A 22,053-nucleotide genomic window follows, 5' to 3' on the forward strand; every position below is an offset into this window, starting at 1 on the left:
GAAAAGCCCGCTAAAAAAGGCCGCCCACGCAGGGGAGACGGCCCGGGAAGATCGGAGGGAGGATGCGACGGGGGGGCGGGGACGATTAAAACGTCTTGCCGTCCCAGCCGAAAAGGTGGCGCTCGATGTTGCCGAAGGCGATGTAGACGCGATCGGCCGGGATGGCCAGCTCCCGGTTCAGGAAGCCGCAGATGGCGGCGGACAGCTCCGGGGTGCGCTCTTCGGGCAGGCCGATGGAATCGAGGGTGACGTAGGCCGCCGGATCGGCGGTGCCGCCGAAGAGCAGATGCTTGCCCGGCTCGAACACGGCCAGGACGTAGGGTTCCGGCTTGCCGAGGATGTCGGCGGCCAGGGCGGAGACGGCCTTGAGGCAGCCGGTCTCGTCGGACACGGACACGTTGGTCTCCACTTTGATGAACGGCATGTCGGCCTCCTAGAGGTGAATGGTTCCGGTCATGTAGGTCACGGCGTTACCGGCTATCTTGACGCGGTCGCCGAGGTATTCGCAGCGCATGGAGCCGCCGCGCCTGGATGCCTGGTAGGCGTGGAAGGTCGTCTTGTCCAGACGGTCCGCCCAGTACGGGACCAGGGTGCAGTGGGCCGAACCCGTGACCGGGTCCTCGGGGACGGAATCGCCGGACACGAAGACGCGGGACACGAAGTCGTGGTCCATGCCGGGCGCGGTGCAGATGAGGCACAGCCCGTCCAGGCCGGAGATCAGCCGGAAGTCGGGCCTGAGCGCCCGGATCTGGTCCTCGGTCTCGAACACGGCCATCATGTCGCGGCGGCCCATGTAGAGTTCGGCTGGCCGTGTGCCCAGGGCCGCGGCCACCCGCTCGGTGACCTGGGTCTTGGAGCAGGACCAGGCCGGGAAGTCCATGGAATAGCCCTCGCCCTCGCGATCCACGAAGAGCCGCCCGCTCTTGGTTTCGAAGACCACGACCGGGTCGGTGTAGTCCAGGTGGCGGTAGAGGACGTGGGCGCTGGCCAGGGTGGCGTGGCCGCACAGGTCGATCTCGATCTCCGGGGTGAACCAGCGCAGCTCGAAGTACTCGCCCTTGCGCACGAAGAAGGCGGTCTCGGCCAGGTTGTTCTCCATGGCGATGTGCTTCATCAGGTCGTCGGACGGCCACTCGTAGAGCGGGACCACCGCCGCCGGGTTGCCGGTGAAAACCTCGTCCGCGAACGCGTCCACCTGATAGAGATCCAGTTCCATGAAGCCCCCAACTACCTAGAAGGTTTGCTTGAACAGGTCGTCGGCCGAGGCCGGAGCCTCCCCGTTTCCGCCGTAGGGGCGGGCCGCCTCCGTGGGTTCGGAACCCACCTTGAACGGCAGGAAGAACTCCTGGGTCGAGGACGGCGAGGCGAGCTTGCCCGTGTTGCCGTCCACCTTGACCATAACAATTCCCGGCGGCTGGGTGAAGTCCTCATAGGGATAATCGTTCTCCACCTGCTTGCGGTAGTCCACCCAGATGGGCGAGGCCGCGCGCGAACCGGTCTCCCACTTGCCCATGGGGGTCAGTTCGTCGAAGCCGACGTACACGCCGGTCAGCAGGTACGGGGCGTAGCCCATGAACCAGGCGTCCTGCTCCAGGTTCGAGGTGCCGGTCTTGCCCGCCACGGGCCTGCCCAGGACCTTGGCCCGCCAGCCGGTGCCGTTCTGGACCACCTGCTTCATGAGGGTGGCCATGATGTAGGCGGTCTGCGGGCTGATGGCGTCCACGGCCTCGGGCTTGGAGGAGTACAGCTCGTCGCCCCAGGCGGACTTCACGGACAGGACCGTGCGCGGCTTGATATAGGAGCCGCCGCGCGGGAAGGTGGTGTAGGCCTCGCACAGGTTCATGGGAGAGACCACGGCGGAGCCCAGCGCCACGGACAGGTCGTGCGGGAAGTCGGTGTCCAGGCCCATGGCCTTGGCCCGCTCGATGATGGTCCGGATGCCGATCTTCTGGGCGATGCGGATGGTGCACAGGTTCTTGGACTTGACCAGGGCGGTGCGCAGCAGGGTCGGGCCGTCGAAGGTGCCTTCGAAGTTCTCGGGCCGCCACAGCTTGCCCTCGGCGTCGTTGGCGTAGACGATGGGCGCGTCCAGCACGATGGAGGCGGCGGTGAAGCCGTTGTCGATGGCCGCCGAGTAGACGATGGGCTTGAAGGCCGAACCGGGCTGACGCCGGGCCTGGGTGGCCCGGTTGAACTGGCTCTTGGCGAAGGAGTAGCCGCCCACCAGGGCGACGACCTCGCCGGTGTCGGGCTTGATGGAGACCAGAGCGCCCTCCACCTCGGGCTCGCGCTCCAGGTCGAGAATCCAGGTGCCGTCCTCGTTTTTCGGGGCCGTGTCCACGGTCACCCAGACCACGTCGCCCTTCTTCAATATCTTGCGGGCGTCGGTCGGGTCGGGCACGTCCTCGTGGCTCTTGCGGATGTCGGGCTCACGCACCCACCACATGGCCTTGATGGGGATTTCCCCCTTGTACTTGCCGAAATGGACCAGGGCCTTGTCCTGGGACACCTTGGTCACGAAGGCCCTCATCAGGTTGTCCTTCTCCAGGATGTGCTCGGTGGTCTGCGGTCCCTCTTCGAGAATCATCGGCTCGTCCGCCGGGGTGAACCGCCCCACCGGGCCGTTCCAGCCGCGCCGCTTGGCCGAGTCGATGAGCCCCCGGCGCAACGCCTTCTCCGCGGCCGCCTGGTGCTTGAGATCGCACGGGGTGGTCACGGTCAGGCCGCCGTTGTAGACCTCGTCCTCGCCGTACTGGTCGACGAGCCAGCGGCGGACCTCTTCGAGATAGTACGCGCCCACCTGCCAGGACGGGTCGTCCATGGACTTGAGCTCAATGGGCTCGACCATCGCCTGCTGGTACTGCTCCTCGTTGATCCAGCCGAGATTGCGCATCTGGCCGAGGACGTATTCCTGGCGCTGCCGAGCCTGCGGGTAGTTCTGGTAGGGATTGTACCGCGACGGGGCCTGGGGCAGGCCCGCGAGCATGGCCGCCTCGGCGATGGACAGGTCCTTGGCGTGCTTGGCGAAATAGGTCCGGGCCGCGGCCTCCACGCCGTAGGAGTGCGCGCCCAGGAAGATGTGGTTCAGGTAGATGGTCAGGATCTCTTCCTTGGTCAGGTAGTTCTCCAGACGGAAGGCGAGGATGGCCTCCTTGAGCTTGCGCTTGTAGCTGCGCTCGGAGGTCAGCAGGAGGCGCTTGATGATCTGCTGGGTGATGGTCGAGCCGCCCTGCCTGGTGCGCCCGGCCATGAGGTTGGCCTTGAAGGCGCGGACGATGGCGGTCAGATCCACGCCGTCGTGCTCGTAGAAGGAGGCGTCCTCGGCGGCCAGGAACGCCTTGGGAATCCAGGGGCTCATCTGGTCCAGGGTGACCAGGAACCGCTTCTCCTTGTAGAAATAGCCGAGCACCTTGTTGTCCTTGGCGTACACCGTGGTCACCAGGGGCGGCTTGTAGTCCGTGATGTTCTTGAAGCCGGGCAGGTCGCTGGAGGCCCAGTGGTAGAGCCAGACGGCCCCGCCGATGCCGGAAAGGGTGCAGACAAGAACGAATATGCCGAATATTTTCAAGAATTTCTTCATGTTCTATCCATCAGAAGGTTTTCGTGACCGGGTGCGCGCCCTTGGACGGGGGCAATCCCCAGACCAGGCGCAACCGGCCGTACAGATCCTTCACGGTCGCCTTGTTGGTGTCAAGGATGTCCAAAATCCGCACAAGTGTGCCCCCTTCCCGCCGGGCGAGGCAGGTGGGGGTGTCGAAATGCGTGACCGTGCGTCCGGCCATCCAAAAGGGGAACAGGCGGCAGTAATAGGGGCGCGCCTCCTGCGGGATCTCGCAACCCAGCGGGCCGAGGAAACGGCATGCGCCCATGGAGTCCACGGCCAGCCGGAAGTGCTCCTTGCCTTCGGGGAAGACCCGCCGGACCAGTTCCTCCTCGCCGGGGAAAAGGCGGCAGGCGTAGTCGATGAACGCCTTGGAGTTGCGCGAGACCACGAAGCCGCCGGTGTACGGCACCAGCTCCTGGATGCGCTCCTTCTCGATCTGGGACAGGGGGAAGCAGTACTCCTCCTGGCCCGAGACGATGCGGCAGCAGGTCGGCCCCTGGAAGGAGCACCGCCTGCACACGTCCGCGTCTTCGGTCCGGGCCCGGGCCATCAACCCGCTCCCCCGCCGTTGCCGCCCGCAAAGGTCAACTCGCCCTTGCCGAGCAGGTCGTGCAGGTGGACCATGCCCGCCAGCCGCCCGTCGTCGCGGACCACGGGCAGGACGGTGATCTGGCTGCGCTCCATCAGGTCGAGCACGCGGGCCGAGGACTCCCCGGCCGCGGCCCTTCTCGGCGACACGGTCATGACCTCGCGCACGGGCCGGTCCATGTCGAGCTCCCCGGCGCAGACCAGGCGGCGCACATCGCCGTCGGTCAGCACGCCCTTGAGCAGCGTGGCCGGGTCGACCACGGCCACCAGGCCGAGCCCGCCGCCGTTCAGGGTGGCCAGGGCGTCCCGCAGGGGGGCGTCCTCCCGCACCACGGGCAGGCCGTCGGTGTGCATGAGCTGGTCCACACAGGTGGCCAGCCGCTGCCCCAGCGAACCGCCGGGGTGAAAACGCTTAAAATCGTCCTTGCCGAAGGACTTCCACTCCATCAGGCAGACGGCCAGGGCGTCGCCCACGGCCAGCTGCGCGGTGGTGGAGGACGTCGGGGCCAGCCCCATGGGGCACGCCTCGCGCGGCACGCGGACCTGGATGTGGATGTCCGAGAGCACGGCCATGGGCGACGCCGGGTTGGAGGTCATGGCGATGACCGTGGCCCCCAGGGACCTCAGCGTGGGCAGGATGGCGTTGACCTCGTCGGTGGCGCCGGAATTGGACAGGGCCAGGACCACGTCCTCATCACGGATCATGCCCAGGTCGCCGTGGGCCCCCTCCACCGGATGGAGGAAGAAGGACGGCGTGCCCGTGGACGACAGGGTGGCCGCGATCTTGCGGCCCACCAGCCCGGACTTGCCCAGGCCGGTGATGACCACGCGGCCCGTGCACCGGGCCATGGCGGTCAGGGCCTCGATGAACGGCCCGTCCAGCTGGTCGCGCACGGCCTCGAGCCCCTGGACCTCGATGTCCAGGACCTCGCGGGCCAGGGCCAGCCAGTCCTTGCGCTCGGATGTGCATGCCATGCGTTATTCTCCCGAATAGGAACCGGAGCGGACGCAAAAGCGTCCTCTCCCCGGCGGGCGGCCTCATGCCGCCCCGGCCCGACCTCGCCCCCTTCCGGAGGCGCCGGGCGTTGATGATTCGCAGCCTAGCAGAATTCCTTGATGATCCCGGGCGTGGCCTCGAGGCAGTCCTTGCCCATGTGGTCGGTCAGGGGAACCGGGTAGTTGCCGTCGAAACACGCCAGGCACCACTCGTCCTGCGTCACGGAGTCCACGAGTCCCTTGATGCTCAGATAGTGCAGGGAATCCAGCCCCATGAAGCGGGCGATATCCTCTTCACTGTGGTTGGCCGCGATAAGCTCGCCCTTGGAGGAGAAGTCGATGCCGTAGAAGCAGGGGAACCGGATGGGCGGGCAACTGACGCGCAGGTGGATCTCCCGTGCGCCCAGTTCGCGCAGCTTCTTGACGCGGGCGCGGATGGTCGTGCCGCGCACGATGGAATCCTCGATGATGATGATACGCTTGCCCGTGATCATGGACTTGACGGGGTTGAGCTTCACCCTGGTGGAGAAATCGCGCATGTCCTGGGAGGGCTGGATGAAGGTCCGGCCCACGTAGTGGTTGCGGATCATGGCCAGCTCCAGCGGCAGGCCGGACTCCTGGGAGTAGCCCACGGCCGCATAGTTCCCCGAATCCGGGAACGGCATGACCAGGTCTGCGTCCACCGGGGCCTCCTTGGCCAGCATGGCGCCCATGGCCTTGCGCCGCTCGTAGACCACGTCGCCGAAGATGTGCGAGTCGGGGCGGGCGAAGTAGATGAGCTCGAAGATGCACTTGCTGCACCGGATGGGCTCGGCGAAGCGGTGGGAGGTCAGCTTGTTCTTGTGGATGACGACCATCTCGCCGGGCTCCAGGGGGCGCAGGTACTCGGCCTCGACCAGGTCGAAGGCGCAGGTCTCGGAGGCGAAGACGTAGTTGCCCGCCACGGTGCCGAGCACCAGGGGCCGGAACCCATTGGGGTCCTTGACCGCGATCATCTTGTCGTTGGCCAGGATGAGCATGGAATAGGCGCCGCGCACCTTGTTGCAGGCCTTGCCCACGGCCTCCTCGATGGTCTCGGACTCGTGCAGGTACTTGATGATCAGATGGGCGAAGACCTCGGTGTCCATGGTGGTCTGGAAGATGGAACCGTTCTGCTCCAGCTCGCTGCGCAGCTCGTAGGTGTTGACCAGGTTGCCGTTGTGGGCCACGGCCAGGCGCAGGTCGCCGTGGCGGACCAGGAACGGCTGGGCGTTGCGGATGAGCGACGCGCCCGTGGTGGAATAGCGGATGTGGCCCATGGCGATGGAGCCCTTGAGCTCCTTGCCCAGATGGCGTTCGTTGAACACGTCGGCCACCAGGCCCATGCCCTTCTGTTCGCGGATCTTCTCGCCATCCCAGGTAACGATGCCCGCGGACTCCTGCCCGCGATGCTGCAGCGCGTACAGACCGAAGTAGGTCATGCGCGCCGCCTCCTTGTTGCCGTAGATGCCGAAAAGACCGCAATACTCTTTTTTCATGAAGACTCTCTCGTGTGTCCGGCTTCTCTCTAGCCGTAGTATTCTTGCAGGCTCTTCACTTGCAGCCCGGTTTGTCTGAGTTCACATATGGCCTGCACCACCGCGCGGGCCCCGGACACCGTGGTGGTGTAGGGGATGTTGTACAGCAGCGCGTTCTGGCGGATCATCTTGGCGTCGCCCACGGTCTTCTTGCCCGACGGGGTGTTGATGACCAGGTCGAAGGCGCCGTTCTTGATGTGGTCGACGACGTGGGGCCGCTGGCCCTCGTGGACCTTGTGAACCTGCTCCACGTTGACGCCCTTCTCGATGAGGAAGTCGGCCGTGCCGCCCGTGGCCGCCACCTTGAAGCCCATGGCCTCGAAGTCCTTGGCCACCAGCACGATCTTGGACTTGTCCCAGTCGTTGACGGACATGAAGACCGTGCCGCTGGTCGGCAGCTTCTGGCCCGCCGCCAGCTGCGATTTCATGTAGGCCAGGCCGAAGCTCGGGTCGATGCCCATGACCTCGCCGGTGGAGCGCATCTCGGGTCCGAGGAGCACGTCCACGTTGGGGAAGCGGTTGAACGGGAAGACCGATTCCTTGACGGATATATGGCCCCGCTTGCGCAGTTCCCAAGGCTTCAGGTCCTTGAGCTTTTCGCCGAGCATGACCCTCGTGGCCATCTTGGCCAGGGGCACGCCCGTGGCCTTGGACACGAAGGGCACCGTGCGTGAGGCGCGCGGGTTGACCTCGATGATGTAGACCTCGTTGTCCTTGATGGCGAACTGGACGTTCATCAGCCCGACCACGCCCAGCTCCTTGGCCATGGCCACGGTCTGGCGTTCGATCTCGCGGATGAGTTCGGAGCTGAGCGAGTACGGCGGCAGCACCGAGGCGGAGTCGCCCGAGTGAATGCCCGCCTCCTCGATGTGCTCCATGACCCCGCCGATGTACACGTCCTCGCCGTCGGCCAGGGCGTCCACGTCCACCTCGATGGCGTATTCGAGGAACTTGTCGATCAGGGTCGGGTGCTCCGGGGAGACCAGGGCCGAATGGCGGAAGTAATGGTCGAACTCGTCCATGGAGTAGACGATGTCCATGCCCCGGCCGCCGAGCACGTAGGACGGGCGCAGGACCAGCGGGAAGGTCAGCTTCTCGGCGATCTCGCGGGCCTCGACCATGGACATGGCCGTGCCGTTGGGCGGCTGCTTCAGGTTCAGCTTGTTCAGGAACTGCTTGAACCGCTCGCGGTCCTCGGCGCGGTCGATGGCGTCCGGGCTGGTGCCGATGAGCGGCACGCCCGCCTTCATCAGCCGCAGGGCCAGGTTGAGCGGGGTCTGGCCGCCGAACTGGACGATGACCCCGTCCGGCTTCTCGAACTCGATGATGTTCATGACGTCCTCGAAGGTCAGCGGCTCGAAGTAGAGCTTGTCCGAGGTGTCGTAGTCGGTGGAGACCGTCTCCGGGTTGGAGTTGACCATGATCGACTCCACGCCCATCTCCTTGAGAGTGAAGGAGGAGTGGCAGCAGCAGTAGTCGAACTCGATGCCCTGGCCGATACGGTTGGGGCCGCCGCCGAGGATGACGATCTTCTTGCGCTCCTCGCGGACGTTCTCCTGACCGGTCTCGTAGGTGGAATAATAGTACGGGGTGTAGGCCTCGAACTCGGCGGCGCAGGTGTCGACCAGGTAGTAGGTCGGCTCGATGCCGAGTTCCTTGCGCAGGCTCCGCACCGCGTCCTCGCTGGTCCGCCACATGGACGCCAGCTGCGGGTCGGAATAGCCGTACTCCTTGGCCTTGCGGAGCATCTCGGCCATGCCCTCGGCCTCGGCCGTCACGCCTTCGCGCTTGCCGAAGTCGATGAGCGCGTGCTCCATGTCGACGATGTCCTTGAACTGGCGCAGGAACCACGGGTCGATCTTGGTGGCCTCGAAGACCTCCTCCTCGGTCATGCCGCAGTTGAGCGCGTTGCGCAGGGCGTACAGCCGCTGGGAGTTGGGACGGCGCAGGAGCTTGAGGACCTCGTTGCGGTCGATGTCGCAGTTGTCGAACTGCTCGCCCAGGCCGGGATGGCCGGTCTCGAGCGAACGCAGCCCCTTCTGCAACGCCTCCTTGAAGGTCCGGCCGATGGCCATGGTCTCGCCCACGGACTTCATGGCCGTGGTCAGGTAGTCCTCGGTGCCGGGGAACTTCTCGAAGGTGAAGCGGGGTATCTTGACCACGCAGTAGTCGATGGCCGGTTCGAAGGAGGCCATGGTCTCGCGGGTGATGTCGTTGGGAATCTCGTCCAGGGTGTAGCCCACGGCCAGCTTGGCCGCGATCTTCGCGATGGGGAAGCCGGTGGCCTTGGAGGCGAGGGCGGACGACCGGGACACGCGCGGGTTCATCTCGATGATGATCAGCTCGCCGTCCTCGGGGTTGACCGCGAACTGCACGTTGGACCCGCCGGTCTCCACGCCGATCTCACGCATGACCGCCAGCGAGGCGTCGCGCAGCCGCTGGTACTCGTCGTCGGTCAGGGTCTGGGCCGGGGCCACGGTGACCGAGTCGCCGGTGTGCACGCCCATGGGATCGAGGTTCTCGATGGAGCAGATGATCACGCAGTTGTCCTTCTTGTCCCGCATGACCTCCAGCTCGTACTCCTTCCAGCCGAGGATGGAGCGTTCGAGCATGATCTCGTGCTTCATGGACAGGGCCAACCCGTTGGAGCAGATCTGTTCCAGTTCTTCCATGTTGTAGGCCACGCCGCCGCCGGAGCCGCCCAGGGTGTAGGCGGGCCGGACGATGATCGGAAACGGGATCTTCTCGCCCCATTCGCGCACGTCGTCCATGTTGTGGCAGATGCCGCTCTCGGGCATGCCCAGACCGATGTTGCGCATGGCCGCGCGGAATTCCTCTCGGGATTCCGCCTTGTTGATGACGTCGATGTTGGCCCCGATGAGCTCCACGCCGAACTTGTCGAGTACGCCCATGTCGGCCACGGCCAGGGCCGTGTTCAACCCGGTTTGCCCCCCCAAAGTCGGCAAAAGAGCGTCGGGACGCTCTTTTTCGATGATTCGGGCTACGGTCTCGGGCTCTATGGGCTCGATGTAGGTGGCATCTGCCAACTCCGGGTCCGTCATGATGGAGGCCGGGTTGGAGTTGACCAGGACCACCTCGTACCCCTCCTCCTTGAGCGCCTTGAGGGCCTGGGTACCGGAGTAGTCGAACTCGCAGGCCTGGCCGATGACAATGGGGCCGGACCCGATCAGCATGATCTTCTTGATATCTGTGCGTTTAGGCATTCTGCTCGAAGTAGTTGAAGTTACGGCGGTATTCGAGGGAGGGGGTCGGACGACATCCCCCCGCCCGGCTCGGCACCGCCGCCGCCCGCCGGACAAGCAATCTTTATTATAAGGTTATCCCCCGAAACGCAACGGTTATGTACCGAGACTCCCGGCTTTCGGGAGCGCTCCCTCAGGAGGGAAACCGCCGCGTCCCCGGAACATAAGTATCCTGAACCGGTTGCCAAGAGGGAGCCGAAAGATCGCAGTTTCCCGTTGACAGGAAAGAAGTTGATACTTACTCTCAACCTCAACGATAGCTTTGAGGGAAAGTCCAGCGATGCAAAAGCCTTTGACCGAGTTTCCGACAGGGTCCATAGTTCGAATAGCCGGTATAGACGGAGGCCGCCAGGCCCGCGCGCGCATGCTCGCCATGGGCATGACGCCCGGCTGCCCGGTTCAGGTGCTGAGCGGCGGCCCCAAGGGATGCCGGGTACGCGTGCGCGGCTCGGACGTGGTCCTGTGCTGCGGCCTGGCCGGAAAGATCCTGGCCGTGCCCGACGAGTCGGACGAAGGCCCCCGCTGCTCCTGCTGCCCCGGTCCGCGGGCCCGGGCTTCCTAGTTCCCTCCCCCTCCGAATTTTTCTCAAAGGCCGCCCCTTGGGGCGGCCTTTCGCATGCCAGGCGGCCGCCGCGCGATTTTAGCTTGTTTCGCGTTGCCGCCCGGTGCTAACTTGGAAGGAAGAACCTCGGGAGGGGCAATGTCCGACAGCATCAAGATTGGCGTCAGCGCCTGCGTGACCGGGGAAAGGGTCCGCTTCGACCGCACCCACCGCCGCAGCGCCTACCTGACCGAAACACTGGCCAAGCATGTGGAATTCGTGCCCATCTGCCCGGAGATCGCCTGCGGCATGGGCATCCCGCGCGAACCGCTCAGGCAGGTGGACTGCGCGGGCGAAATCCGGCTCATCGCCTACGAGTCCGGCAAGGACCTGACCGCCAAGATGACCAACTGGGCCAAGCGCGTGTTCAAGGGACTGGACAAGGAGGGCATCTGCGGATTCGTCCTGCGCGTGCACTCCCCGTCCTGCGCGGTGAACAAATCCAGCATATACTCCACCCAGGGCACGCCGCCGCGACTGGGCCCTGGCTTCTTCACCCGCCTGCTCCAGGAGCACGACCCCCTGCTGCCCGTGGTCTCCTCCGAAGGGCTCCAGAACTCGGTCCAGCGCGAGAATTTCATCCGCCGGGTCTTTGTCCTGCACCGCTGGCGCGCCCTCACCGCCAAGGGGACGTCCATCGGCAACCTGGTGGACTTCCACACCCGGCACAAAATGCTCATCCGCGCCCACGACCTGGGCGGCTACCGGGAGCTCGGCCGCCTGCTCGGCGAAAGCACCATGCACAACGCCGAGGCGATCTTCGACCGGTACGGAACGCTGCTCTTCAAGGCCCTGACCCTCAAGGCCACGCCGAGCAAGAACCGCGATGTGCTGACCCACGCGGCGGGCTACTTCAAGAAGGACTTGGACGCAGAGGACAAGCGCGAGCTGCACGCCGCGATCACGGCCTACGCCAAGGGCAAGGTCCCCCTGCTCGTGCCCGTCACCCTGCTCAACCACTACGCCCGCAAGTACCGCGCGCCGTACCTGACCCAACAATACTATCTCAATCCCGAACCCGACGAACTCAAGCTGCTCAACCATGTCTGATCGCGCCGAGGAACGCATCCGCATCGGCATCAGCGCCTGCCTGGCCGGACAAAAGGTCCGCTACGACGGCACCGCCGCCAAGGCCGAACACCTCACCGGCGTCCTGGCCGACCACCTGGAGTTTGTGCCCGTCTGCCCGGAGGTCGGCTGCGGCATGGGCGTGCCCCGCGAGGCCGTGCGCCTGGTGGGCACCCCGGAGGACAACCGGCTCAAGGGGCGGCAGACCGGCACGGACTGGACCGACGCCATGCGCGGCTGGGCCGGGTCGTTCCTGCCCGAACTGGAAAAGGCCCGGCTGTGCGGGTTCATTTTCAAGGCCAAATCCCCGTCCAGCGGCATGGGCCGGGTCAAGGTCTACGCCGAATCCGGCGGCCAGGCCGTAAGCTACGCTGGCGTGGGGCTGTTCGCGGCCATGGTCATGGAACGATTCCCCCTGCTCCCGGTGGAGGACGACGGACGCCTGCACGACGTGGGGCTGCGGGCCAACTTCATCGAGCGCATCTTCACCGAACACCGCTGGCACCGTTTCCTGGACAGCGGGCCGACCATGCAGGGACTGATCGAATTCCACACCCGCAACAAGATGCTCGTCCGGGCCCACGACGTGACCGGCTACCGGGAGATGGGCAAGCTGGTGGCCGAAGGCAAACGGCTGCCCATGGAAGAACTGCTGCGCCGCTACCACGAACGGCTGGCCCAGGCCATGGCCATGAAATCCACGGTGCGCAAGAACGTGGACGTACTCATGCACATCCTCGGCTATTTCAAGAAACTGCTCGCCCCGGACGAAAAAAAGGAATGCCTGGAGCTCATCGAGCACTACCGCAACGAACGCGTACCCCTCATCGTGCCCGTGACCCTGTTCAACCACTACGTGCGCAAATACGACGTCCCCTACCTGCGCGGCCAATACTACCTCAACCCGCACCCCCTGGACCTCAAGCTGCGCAACCACGCCTGACGAGAAAGCCCCCGCGACGACCGTCGCGGGGGCTTTCTTCATCCGAAATATACGCGCCTAGGAAAAGGCCGAGTGCTCGGGATCGAGAAGCAGGCGCACGCCCTTCAGGTCGCCGCCGCCCGCCAGCCAGGACCGGAGCAGCTCGCGGTTGCGGAAGACCACCGGGTGCGGACAGCCGTATCCGGCCTGGTCGAGGAGCCCGGCCGCCTGGTCGGGATAGTGCTTGGCGGCCGACAGGCAGGCCAGCAGGTTCAAACACAGTTCGTTCATGGGGAAGCGCAGGGTCATGGCCTTGCCCAGCGGAAGCATGACGTCGTGCAGCCGACCGGCCCGGTAATAAGCCACGGCCAGGTCGAACTGGGCCGCATGCAGACCGGGCAGCCGCCCGGCAATGGCCTCGCGCTCGGCCACGCTGTAGGTGATCCGCTCGGCGGCATAGGACGCGCCGTCCAGGTTGCGGATGCGCACGTCGAACCCGTAGCGCCGGGCCCAGAACAGCCCTTCCACGGCCTCGTCCGGATCCAGCCGCATGTCCAGCCGCTGACACCCGGCCAGCCGCATGGCCTTGAGCAGCCCGTCCGTGGGCACCGTGTCCATGCGCGCGCTCCACACCACGTTCAGGTCGCGCACGCGCATGTCCGTGCACATGTCCACGACCCGGTTGTGGTCCGCGAACATGGCCGCGTCCTCAAAGGCCAGGGCGGCCAAACCCCGCTCGCGCACCGCGCGTTCCACTTCGTCCAGACACCAATTCCGGTCAAAGCGGACAACACCGTGCGCAAAGGGACTCTCCCCCCACTCGGCCTTGTCAGGCATAATTGTTCTCATTTCCAATAGCATACGGCATCCCATCCGCCCGTTTTTTGACACTCCGGGCGCACCTGACAACGATTATTGCAAACACTTTGCCAAAAGGCATGCCTCCGGCGGCCCCATCCCCTTTCCCTTCCCAAACTTTTTGTATGCGCATCCGCGCGTGCGGCGGGTCGAGAAAGGCCGAACGGCTTCCCCCAAGTTGATCGAAACCCACAAAACAAAAAAAGAGCACGCCGAAACGAGCCCGCACAGCTCCCGCGAAGCGGCGCCAAAAAGTTTTGAAGGGGAGTCCAGAGGGGAAACTTTTCCAAAAGTTTCCCCTCTGGCCGCCGGAGGCATTCCAAACGAAAGGGGGGCCGCTATGCGGCCCCCCTTTCGTTTGATATATGCCACCCGTCGAGCGGCTAGCTGACTTTGCTGCCCGGAGGGACTTCGCCGGTGGGGGAGAGGAGTTCCATGCCCTTGTCGGTCTTGACGGCCAGGACCATGCCCTGGGAGAGCTGTTTGCGCAGCTTGCGGGGCTTGAGGTTGGCGACCACGACGACCTGTTTGCCGACGAGATCGTCGGGCTGGAAGAAATCGGCCAGTCCCGCCACCACCTGGCGCAGGTCCTTGTCGCCGGTATCGACCTTGACGAGCAGGAGCTTATCCGCGTCGGGGTGTTTCTCCACTTCCTTGACCGTGCCCACGCGCAGGTCGAGCTTCTGGAAGTCCTCGAACTCGATCTCACAGACGGGCTCTTCGGCCTTTTCCTTTTTGGCGGCCTTCTTGGCCTTCGGAGCGGGCTTTTCCGGGGTTTCCTCGGCGGGCAGGTCCACGCGCGGGAAGAGATTGGAGGTCTCGGCCACGGTGATGTCGGACTCGATCAGACCCCAGACGTCCAGTTCCTTGGGCAGGTTGACCTTTTCCGGGGCAAAGGGGATGCCGAGCTGCTCGAGCATCTTCTCGGACGCCTCGGGCATGACCGGCCACAGGTGCACGGCGATCTTGCGCATGTTTTCGAGGAGCACGTAGATGACCGTGGACAGCCGGCCGGTATTCCCGGCCTTGAACAGGGCCCAGGGCGCGGTTTCGTCGATGTATTTGTTCAGGCCGCGCACCAGTTCCCACAACCCTTCCAGGGCGCGGGAGAATTTCAGGTCGCTGAAGAAGTCCTGGAAGGACTGCATGGCGTCCTGGCCGATCTTCTTGATCTCCGCGTCGACCACGTCCTCCACGTCGGGGCGGGGGATATGGCCGCCGAAGTACTTGTGGGTCATGGACAGGGTGCGGTTGAACAGGTTGCCCAGATCGTTGGCCAGGTCCGCGTTGAGGCGGCCGACCAGGGCCTTTTCGGAAAAGCTGGAGTCCTGGCCGAAGGACATCTCGCGCAGCAGGAAGTAGCGGAAGGCGTCCAGGCCGTAGGCGTCCTTCATGGCCAGGGGCTCGACCACGTTGCCGATGGACTTGGACATCTTGGTGTCCTCCACCAGCCAGTAACCATGCACGTTGAGATGCTGGTACGGCTCGATGCCGGCGGCCTTGAGCATGGTCGGCCAAAAGATGGCGTGGGGCTTGAGGATGTCCTTGGCCACCAAGTGGTTGGCCACGGGCCAGAATTTCTTGAATTTCTCGCCGTCGGGCCAGCCCAGGGCGGCCACGTAGTTGATCAGCGCGTCGAACCAGACGTAGGTGACGTAGTCCTTGTCGAACGGCAGCTCGATGCCCCAGGTCAGGCGGGACTTGGGCCGGGAGATGCACAGATCCTCGAGTTCGCCGGATTCGAGCAGGGAGACGACCTCGTTTCTGTAGCGCTCGGGACGGATGAAATCGGGGTTCTTGTTGATATGGTCCAGAAGCCAGTCGCGGTATTTGGACATCTTGAAGAAGTAGTTCTTCTCCGCGATGTACTCGGGCTTGGTCTGGTGGTCCGGGCACAGCCCGTTGACCAGTTCCTTCTCGGTGTAGAACCGCTCGCAGCCGAAGCAGTAGTGCCCGCCGTACTCGCCGAAGTAGATGTCTCCGGCGTCGTAGACCTTCTGCAGGATCTGCTGGACGACTTCCTTGTGCCGGGGCTCGGTGGTCCGGATGAAGTCGTTGTTGGAGATGTTCATGTTCGGCCAGAGATCCTTGAAGAGCTTGCTGATGACGTCAACATACTCCTGGGGGGTCTGGCCGTTGCTTTCCGCGGCCTGGACGATCTTGTCGCCGTGTTCGTCGGTGCCGGTCAGAAAGTAGGTCTCCTCGCCCATGAGCCGGTGGAAGCGATTCAGGGAATCGGCCACCGTGGTGGTGTACGCATGGCCCAGGTGGGGCTTGGCGTTCACGTAGTAAATGGGCGTGGTGATGTAAAAGCGTTGCAAATCGAATTCTCCTTGTCGTGGCGAAAGCGGCCGCCCGGACGGGCGTTACTTCTTGGTAGGCCTGCGCCTGCGCCTTCTGGGCCTGCGGCCGCGCTTGGACTTGTCGGCATCATCGCCTTCGGGGGCGGATGCCGTCTGCTCGGGGCTCGCGTCCGGACCTTCCGCCTTGCGCGGAACATCCTTTCGGGGACGGCGCTTGCGGTCGTCCCGGACGGGGCGTGCCTCCCCGGGGCTGGGCGGATCTTCGAGTTCCGACAGATCGGGCTCACCCGGCTGCGGGCCGAGGCTGTCGGGCCGCATGGGACGCCGTCCGCCCCTGCGGGCCTGGGGAGCGGCCGCCCGGGCCTTGGCTTCCGCCTTGGCCTCGTCGCTCGGCGGCTTGTTAACTATTTCATTCCATTCGTCAATGGAAACTTCCTGCTCTTCGAAGTTCTCGTCAAGCAATGAAAGGGATTTCTTGAAGAAATTGGAGCGCAGCACCTTCATCTGGCCGAGCGAGGTCTGGTACTTCTTGCCCACGCGCGGGCACATGCGGTGGAACTCCTCATAGCCCTGCTGCTCGAAGCTCAGGCAACAGAGCAGACGACCGCAAATACCCGATATCTTGGTGGGATTGAGGAACAGATTCTGCTCCTTGGCCATCTTGATGGTCACGGGCACGAACTTGCGCATGAACCGGCGGCAGCAGCACATCTGGCCGCAGTTGCCGATGGCCCCGAGCATCTGGGTCTCGTGGCGCACGCCGATCTGCCGCAGCTCTATGCGGGTGCGGTACTCCTTGACCAGGTCCTTGATCAGCTCGCGAAAATCGATGCGGCCGGGCGCAGTGAAGTAGAAGACCATCTTGGAGCGGTCGAAGAAGACCTCCACGTCCACCAGCTTCATGCCCAGCTTGTGGGTGGTGATGCAGGCGCGGCAGAACTTGAAGGCGTCCTTGGACAGGGCCTCGTTCTCGGCCACGGCCTCCATGTCCTTTTCATTGGCCAGGCGGTAGATGGCCTTGTGCCCCTCGGGGTCCTCGTCGTCCATTTCCTTGGGGGCCTGGCGGACGAGGATGACCTTGCCCAGCCCCATGCCCTGGTCCGTCTTGACGATGACGTGCTGGCCTTCGCGGACTACGAACGGGCCGGAGCCGAAGTAATATACCTGCCCGTAGTCATTGAATTTAACACCAAGTGTTTGGCTCATGGATTCCTATCCTGTATAAAAGCCCCCCTGGTTGCGGAGGGAGTAAGTATCAAGCAAAGAGTGTTAACATATTAGAAAACGGCTCCAACTTCAAATGCGTTCCGGAACGCGAAACCGGGTGCCGCCTTTAGGCACGGCACCCGGCTGTTATCTCTTCTTATTTGCAGGTTTTGACCGGTTCAGATGAGGCCGAGGCTCTTGATCTCGCCCATGAGCTTTTCCTCGTCGATGGGCTTGACCAGATAGGAGGTGGCCCCGCCGAGAAAAAAGGCGTCGTGCGTCTCCTTCTCGTCCGCGAGCATGGTGGTGACGATGACCTTGGATTCGCTGTACGGGCTGACGCCGTTCTCCTGCTCCAGGTTGCGGATTTCACGCAGGGCCTGCTGGCCGTCCAGTTCGGGCATGAGCAGGTCGAGGCAGATCAGGTCGTAGGGCTCCCCGTCGAGCAGGCCCCGCCGGAAGGCCTCGATGGCCTCCTCGCCGTTCACGGCGATGTCGCATTTGGCGACCTGACGCAATATCTCGTGAATCATGTTGCGGCTGTAAAAATCGTCATCCACGATCAACGCTTTCATCTTTCGCCCTCCTCTGTGTCTCATCGTCTTGAATTGGAGATATGTTTCAATGTCACTTTCTCAAGAAAAGCGCAACAGTTCGGCCGATAGCGGACCGGTAGTACGGCCGGTCACGGTCGCAGTTCCATGCCCTCCCGGGCCAGTTCGAAACGCACGCCCCGGCCCTTCCAGCGGGCCCGCAGCCAGGCGTCCAGACCGTCCAGGTCCGCGTCCGTCCGGTTCACGTCGTGATGGGTCAGCACGGTCAGCCCGGCCCCGGCTTTGTGGCCCAGCTCCAGGGCCGTGGCCATGGAGCCGTGGCCCCACCCCTTTTTCCGCTCGTATTCCTCGGGCGTGTACTGGGCGTCGACAATCAGCAGGTCCACGCCGCGCAGCAGGTCCAGGACGACCCGCCTGCGCTCCTCCACGAGGGCCGCGTAGGCCTCGAAATCGTCGTCCCCCGGCAAATATATGTTGCCGAACGGCTCGTGGTCACCGGTGAAGAACAGGGTGCGACCGTCGCAACACACCAGGTAGCCGAAATTCGGGGCCGGGTGGTTCATGAGCAGGGGCGTGACCCGGGCGAACCCCAGGTCCACGGTCTCGCCCTCGACCAGGGTGTGGTAGTGGATGTCCGCGGCGAGTTCGGCGGTCCGCACCGGGAAGAACGGGTACTCCATCTGCCGGGCCAGGGCGGCCTCGATGCCGGTCATGTTCAGGGGGTCGGCCGGGCCGTGGAGGGTCACGCGGCTGCCGGGTACGAACAGAGGGAGGAAGAACGGCAGCCCGGAAATGTGGTCCCAATGGGTGTGGGTGATGAAGATGTCGCAGATGGCCGGACCGTCGGCCGCCAGTTCGCGCCCCAGCTCCCGGATGCCGGTGCCCGCGTCGAGGATGAGCAGGCCGCCGTCGTCGGCGCGCACCTCGATGCACGTGGTGTTGCCGCCGTACTTGACGGTCTGCGGGCCCGGAACAGGCAGAGACCCGCGCGTGCCTCGAAACCGGACGCGCATCAGCGGGACTCCCCGAGCTTGATGAAGATGCGCGCGTTCTCGACCTCTTCGCCCAGGGAGGGCATGTCCGCGATGAGCTCGTCCATGGTCATGCCAAACCGGTTGACGACGCCCGCCGGCAGCGGCTCCACGTCGAAGTCCCCCGCCGAGCCGAAGGACAGCTTCTTGCTGATCTGGTTGGCGGTGAACAGGCAGTCGCTGAGCATGTACTCCCCGCCCTCGCCCATGGAATGATGGGAGGCGATGGCATCCTTCAACTCGCCGGGCAGGTGCCATTTCTCGGCCAGCAGCCCGCCGATGTCCGCGTGGGTGGCCCCGATGATCTCCCGTTCGCAGAGGTACATGGCCGCCCCGGGCTCGGCGGCCATGCGGGTAACGGCCTCGAACCGGTCGGGCATGTACAGGGCGAAGACCACCTTGCCGATGTCGTGCAGCAACCCGGCAGCGAAATAGTTGGCCACGTCGTCGCGGGAGACCCCGAGCTTGCGGCCGAGCATGGACGCGCAGGCGGCCACGGCCAGGGAATGGAGCCAGAACGCCCCCATGTCCAGGCGGTCCGAGGCGGACCGGGGGATGGCCCCCACCGCCGCCAGCCCGAGGGCCACGTTCTTGAGGGTGTTCAGGCCGAGATAGACGCTGGCGTGGTTGATGGAGGTGATTTCGCGGGTCAAGCCGAAATAGGGGGAATTGACCAGGCGGAGGATCTTGAGGGTGAAGACCGGGTCCTTCTTGATGACCTCCACCAGGTCCTTCTGGGAGCAGTTGATGTCCCCGGACAGCTCCAGGACCAGATGCACGCTCTTGGGGAACGCGGGCATCCGCTCCACGGCCTCGAGCAAAGTCTGTCTGACGTCGTTGTTCATGCCTTGATCCGCCTGCTCCAGCGGCGCTCCGGGGCGTCCCGCCTCTGTTTATTCGATGCCGGGCCCCGGCACGCCCTCTATATGGACTTCTATATCAGACGAGAATTCCTGGCAAGTGCCCGCCATGGGCCGGACCTTGAGCGCGCCGCCGGGCCCGTCCCAGGCGCAGACCACGCGTCCGTGGCGCCCCGTGGTGTACGCCCAGCCTCCGGCCGCCGAAGCCGCCGCAACCACGCCGGGGTCCGGGAACCCATAGCGGTTCATGAAACCGTTCGAGCACAGCACCGCCCAGGGATGGACACTCGCGTAGAAGTCCGGCTCGAAACTCCTGCGGCTGCCGTGATGCGGCAGGACCAGGACCTCGGCCGCCACGTCCGCCCCGGTGTCGAGCATGGCCCGGATGCCGCCGGTCTCGATGTCCCCCGGCAGCAGGGCCAGGGACCGGCCGTCCCGCTCCAGACGCAGCACCAGGGAGCGTTCGTTGGCCCTGCCACCGACGCCCCCCGCCACCGGATGCAGAACCGCGAACCGCACGCCGGACGACAGCACCACGGCATCCCCGGCGGCCAGGGTCGCGGGCTCGACGCCGCTTCGGGCCAGGGCCCGGTCCAGGCGTTCGCCCGTCAGGCCGCCCGGAAGCATGCCGTTGGTATACAGCGCCCCCACCTGAAACCGCTCCATGAGGTACGGCAGCCCGTGGCTGTGGTCCACGTCCGGGTGGGACAGGAAGATGCCGTCCAGCCGGGGCGGCCGCCCCAGGGCCAGGGACGGCCCGACCACGGCCTCGCCCAGGTCGTAGGTGATCGACCCGCCGCCCGTATCCACCAGCCAGCGATGCCCGCCGGGCAGAGAGACCACCAGGGACTGGCCCAGCCCCACGTCGAGCATGGCCAGGCTCACCTGGTCGCGGCTGTCCTCGGCCATGACCCATACGTGCGGCGCAACCAACAGGACGAACCCGAGCCCGGCCAGCAGGGCCGGGACCCTGCGCCGCGAACGGATACAGACCGCCGCCGTGACCAGGAGCAGCGTGAACCCGAGGATCTCGGACCACAGGGGCCGCAGCACCGCGAAGACCGGGGTCAGCCCGCTCCCCTGTACCGTGCCCAGCAGCCCGAGCAGCCCGTCCGCGATCCACGCCGCCCAGCCGAGCAGCAGCGCGCCCGCCGGTGCGGTCCAGCCGGACACGGCCAGGAGCATGCCGAGCAGCCCCAGCGGCATGACCGCCAGCCCGAGGACCGGCAGCCAGACCAGGTTGAGCAGCAGGTTGGGGCTGAACGTGCCGAAATACCAGGAGGCCAGCGGCATGATCGCCACCGTGGCGCAGACGCTGACCGCGAGCACGCCCGCCGCCCGGGACAGAAGCCTCGCCACCCCCCTGCGCCGGGCGACGAAAAGAAACCGGAAAAATGGATAGAGCAGCCCGATCCCGGCCACGGCGGCCATGTACATCTGCAACCCCAGGTCGAACACGGACAGCGGGGAGACGAAGACGATGGCCGCCAGGGCGAAGAACAGCCCGTCCAAGAGCACCCTGCCCCGCCCCTGGAGCAGGAGCACGCCCCAGAAGCCGAACATGACCGAGGCCCGGACGAGCGAGGCCGACGGCTGCCCGAGCCAGGCATAGGCCAGGACCAGGGGCGCTGCCATGAGCACGGCCAGCTTGGGCCGGGGCACGCGCAGCAGCAATCCCGGCCACAGCCATCCGGCAAGGTAGGCCAGCCCCCAGCCCATGGCGGCCACGAAACCCACGTGCAGGCCGGACAGGGCCAGGGTATGGGCCAGTCCGGCGCTTCGGGTGGCGTCCATGGTGGCCATGTCCAGCCGGGAGCGGTCGCCTGTGGTCAGGGCCAGGACCATGGCCCCGCCCTGCGTCGGCGGCAGAAGCCAGGCCACCAGCTCCCGCAAACGGCCGCGCAGTCCGGCCAGCGACACGCCGGGCCGCTCGCCCCAGACCGGCTTCTCCCGGCTCGCGGGCCAGGCGCGCCAGAACACGCCCTGCCGCTGCCAATACCATTGGTAGTCCCACAACCCCGGATCGCCGAAGCCGTGCACCGGCACCACCCTGGACACGGTCCGCACCCGCTGGCCCGGCAACGGCACGTAGTCCGGATTGCGGACGAACCAGGCGACCCTGCCGGGCAGCGGCTCGCGCCCCTGCCCCGCGTCGCACGAAACCTTATCCAGAATCACCCGCAGCCGATGCCCCGAACGCGGCTCGGCCCGGTCCACCGTGCCCTCCAGGACCACGGCCCGATGCGCCTCCATCCAGCCCGGCGCCTCGGCCGGAAACGCGGGCGTGCGCTGGGTCGCATAGGCGAACCCGAAAACCGCGCACAACAGAACGGCCAATACCGGCAACCGGCACTCCCGGCCGCGCAGCACGCGCTCGGCAACGAGGAGCAGCGCCACAGCCGCTCCGGCGGCCACAGCGAAACGCACGGCAAAAACTCCCGCCGTGAACGACAACACATAGGTCTGCCACGGCAATAACCCCGGCACCGATGCGTCATATGTCCAACAAGCGTCCTTCACCCCCCCTTCGTTACCAGGAACCCAACGATTGAGAAAGAGAAGGAGGATGCCTCCGGCGGCCGGGGGGAAGGGGAAAGGGAAACCCTTTGAAAAGGGCTTTCCCTTTCCCCTTCCCCCCGGACC

At 65.2% G+C, this 22,053-nt stretch carries 17 protein-coding genes; 3 read left to right on the forward strand and 14 right to left on the reverse strand.

Annotated features, from left to right (window positions below; genetic code table 11):
• Positions 1-85: 85 nt before the first annotated feature.
• The 7 genes from AB6M95_RS12380 to carB all read right to left on the reverse strand — a co-directional run bounded on the left by AB6M95_RS12380 (position 86) and on the right by carB (position 9,968).
• Positions 86-424, reverse strand: a complete 339-nt coding sequence (locus AB6M95_RS12380) for a phenylpyruvate tautomerase MIF-related protein (protein ID WP_371387067.1) — start codon at positions 422-424, stop codon at positions 86-88.
• Between the two features lie 9 nt (positions 425-433).
• A complete protein-coding gene (locus AB6M95_RS12385; protein ID WP_371387068.1) occupies positions 434-1,216 on the reverse strand; it encodes a PhzF family phenazine biosynthesis protein in 783 nt (260 codons plus the stop codon).
• A 15-nt stretch (positions 1,217-1,231) separates the two neighbouring features.
• Positions 1,232-3,580: a penicillin-binding protein 1A gene (locus tag AB6M95_RS12390; protein ID WP_371387069.1), complete on the reverse strand. Its 2,349-nt coding sequence runs from the start codon at positions 3,578-3,580 to the stop codon at positions 1,232-1,234.
• A gap of 10 nt (positions 3,581-3,590) precedes the next feature.
• Positions 3,591-4,154, reverse strand: coding sequence for a YkgJ family cysteine cluster protein (locus tag AB6M95_RS12395; RefSeq protein WP_371387070.1), 564 nt, complete (start codon positions 4,152-4,154; stop codon positions 3,591-3,593).
• Entirely contained in the window at positions 4,154-5,167 is a 1,014-nt protein-coding gene (locus AB6M95_RS12400) for a KpsF/GutQ family sugar-phosphate isomerase (protein WP_371387071.1), read from the reverse strand. Before AB6M95_RS12400 ends, AB6M95_RS12395 begins: the two co-directional genes overlap by 1 nt.
• A gap of 125 nt (positions 5,168-5,292) precedes the next feature.
• A complete protein-coding gene (gene purF / locus AB6M95_RS12405; RefSeq protein ID WP_371387072.1) occupies positions 5,293-6,705 on the reverse strand; it encodes an amidophosphoribosyltransferase in 1,413 nt (470 codons plus the stop codon).
• Positions 6,706-6,734: 29 nt separating this feature from the next.
• Positions 6,735-9,968 carry a carbamoyl-phosphate synthase large subunit gene (carB, locus tag AB6M95_RS12410; RefSeq protein WP_371387073.1) on the reverse strand — a complete coding sequence of 1,078 codons (3,234 nt, stop codon included), beginning with the start codon at positions 9,966-9,968 and terminating at the stop codon, positions 6,735-6,737.
• Positions 9,969-10,287: 319 nt separating this feature from the next.
• Here carB and AB6M95_RS12415 point away from each other — a divergent pair, with 319 nt between their 5' ends.
• From AB6M95_RS12415 to AB6M95_RS12425, 3 genes are all read left to right on the forward strand, one after another.
• A complete protein-coding gene (locus AB6M95_RS12415; protein WP_371387074.1) occupies positions 10,288-10,569 on the forward strand; it encodes a FeoA family protein in 282 nt (93 codons plus the stop codon).
• A 138-nt stretch (positions 10,570-10,707) separates the two neighbouring features.
• A complete protein-coding gene (locus tag AB6M95_RS12420) occupies positions 10,708-11,658 on the forward strand; it encodes a YbgA family protein (protein WP_371387075.1) in 951 nt (316 codons plus the stop codon).
• A complete protein-coding gene (locus AB6M95_RS12425; RefSeq protein WP_371387076.1) occupies positions 11,651-12,619 on the forward strand; it encodes a YbgA family protein in 969 nt (322 codons plus the stop codon). Before AB6M95_RS12420 ends, AB6M95_RS12425 begins: the two co-directional genes overlap by 8 nt.
• A 57-nt stretch (positions 12,620-12,676) precedes the next feature.
• On the opposite strand, the gene AB6M95_RS12430 is transcribed toward AB6M95_RS12425, so the two are convergent.
• From AB6M95_RS12430 to AB6M95_RS12460, 7 genes are all read right to left on the reverse strand, one after another.
• Positions 12,677-13,435, reverse strand: coding sequence for a hypothetical protein (locus AB6M95_RS12430; protein ID WP_371387077.1), 759 nt, complete (start codon positions 13,433-13,435; stop codon positions 12,677-12,679).
• Positions 13,436-13,839: 404 nt separating this feature from the next.
• Positions 13,840-15,777: a methionine--tRNA ligase gene (metG, locus tag AB6M95_RS12435; protein WP_371387078.1), complete on the reverse strand. Its 1,938-nt coding sequence runs from the start codon at positions 15,775-15,777 to the stop codon at positions 13,840-13,842.
• Positions 15,778-15,822: 45 nt separating this feature from the next.
• Entirely contained in the window at positions 15,823-16,965 is a 1,143-nt protein-coding gene (locus AB6M95_RS12440; protein WP_371387079.1) for a PSP1 domain-containing protein, read from the reverse strand.
• A 179-nt stretch (positions 16,966-17,144) separates the two neighbouring features.
• Positions 17,145-17,540: a response regulator gene (locus AB6M95_RS12445; protein WP_371387080.1), complete on the reverse strand. Its 396-nt coding sequence runs from the start codon at positions 17,538-17,540 to the stop codon at positions 17,145-17,147.
• Between the two features lie 110 nt (positions 17,541-17,650).
• Positions 17,651-18,532, reverse strand: coding sequence for an MBL fold metallo-hydrolase (locus AB6M95_RS12450; protein WP_371387081.1), 882 nt, complete (start codon positions 18,530-18,532; stop codon positions 17,651-17,653).
• Complete coding sequence (locus AB6M95_RS12455; protein WP_371387082.1) at positions 18,532-19,395, reverse strand: HDOD domain-containing protein; 864 nt, start codon at positions 19,393-19,395, stop codon at positions 18,532-18,534. The genes AB6M95_RS12450 and AB6M95_RS12455 overlap by 1 nt, the downstream gene beginning before the upstream one ends.
• Before the next feature lie 48 nt (positions 19,396-19,443).
• Positions 19,444-21,837: a DNA internalization-related competence protein ComEC/Rec2 gene (locus tag AB6M95_RS12460; protein WP_371387083.1), complete on the reverse strand. Its 2,394-nt coding sequence runs from the start codon at positions 21,835-21,837 to the stop codon at positions 19,444-19,446.
• Positions 21,838-22,053: the final 216 nt, after the last annotated feature.

Source organism: Pseudodesulfovibrio karagichevae (genome assembly GCF_041414475.1).
Lineage (GTDB): Bacteria > Desulfobacterota > Desulfovibrionia > Desulfovibrionales > Desulfovibrionaceae > Pseudodesulfovibrio > Pseudodesulfovibrio karagichevae.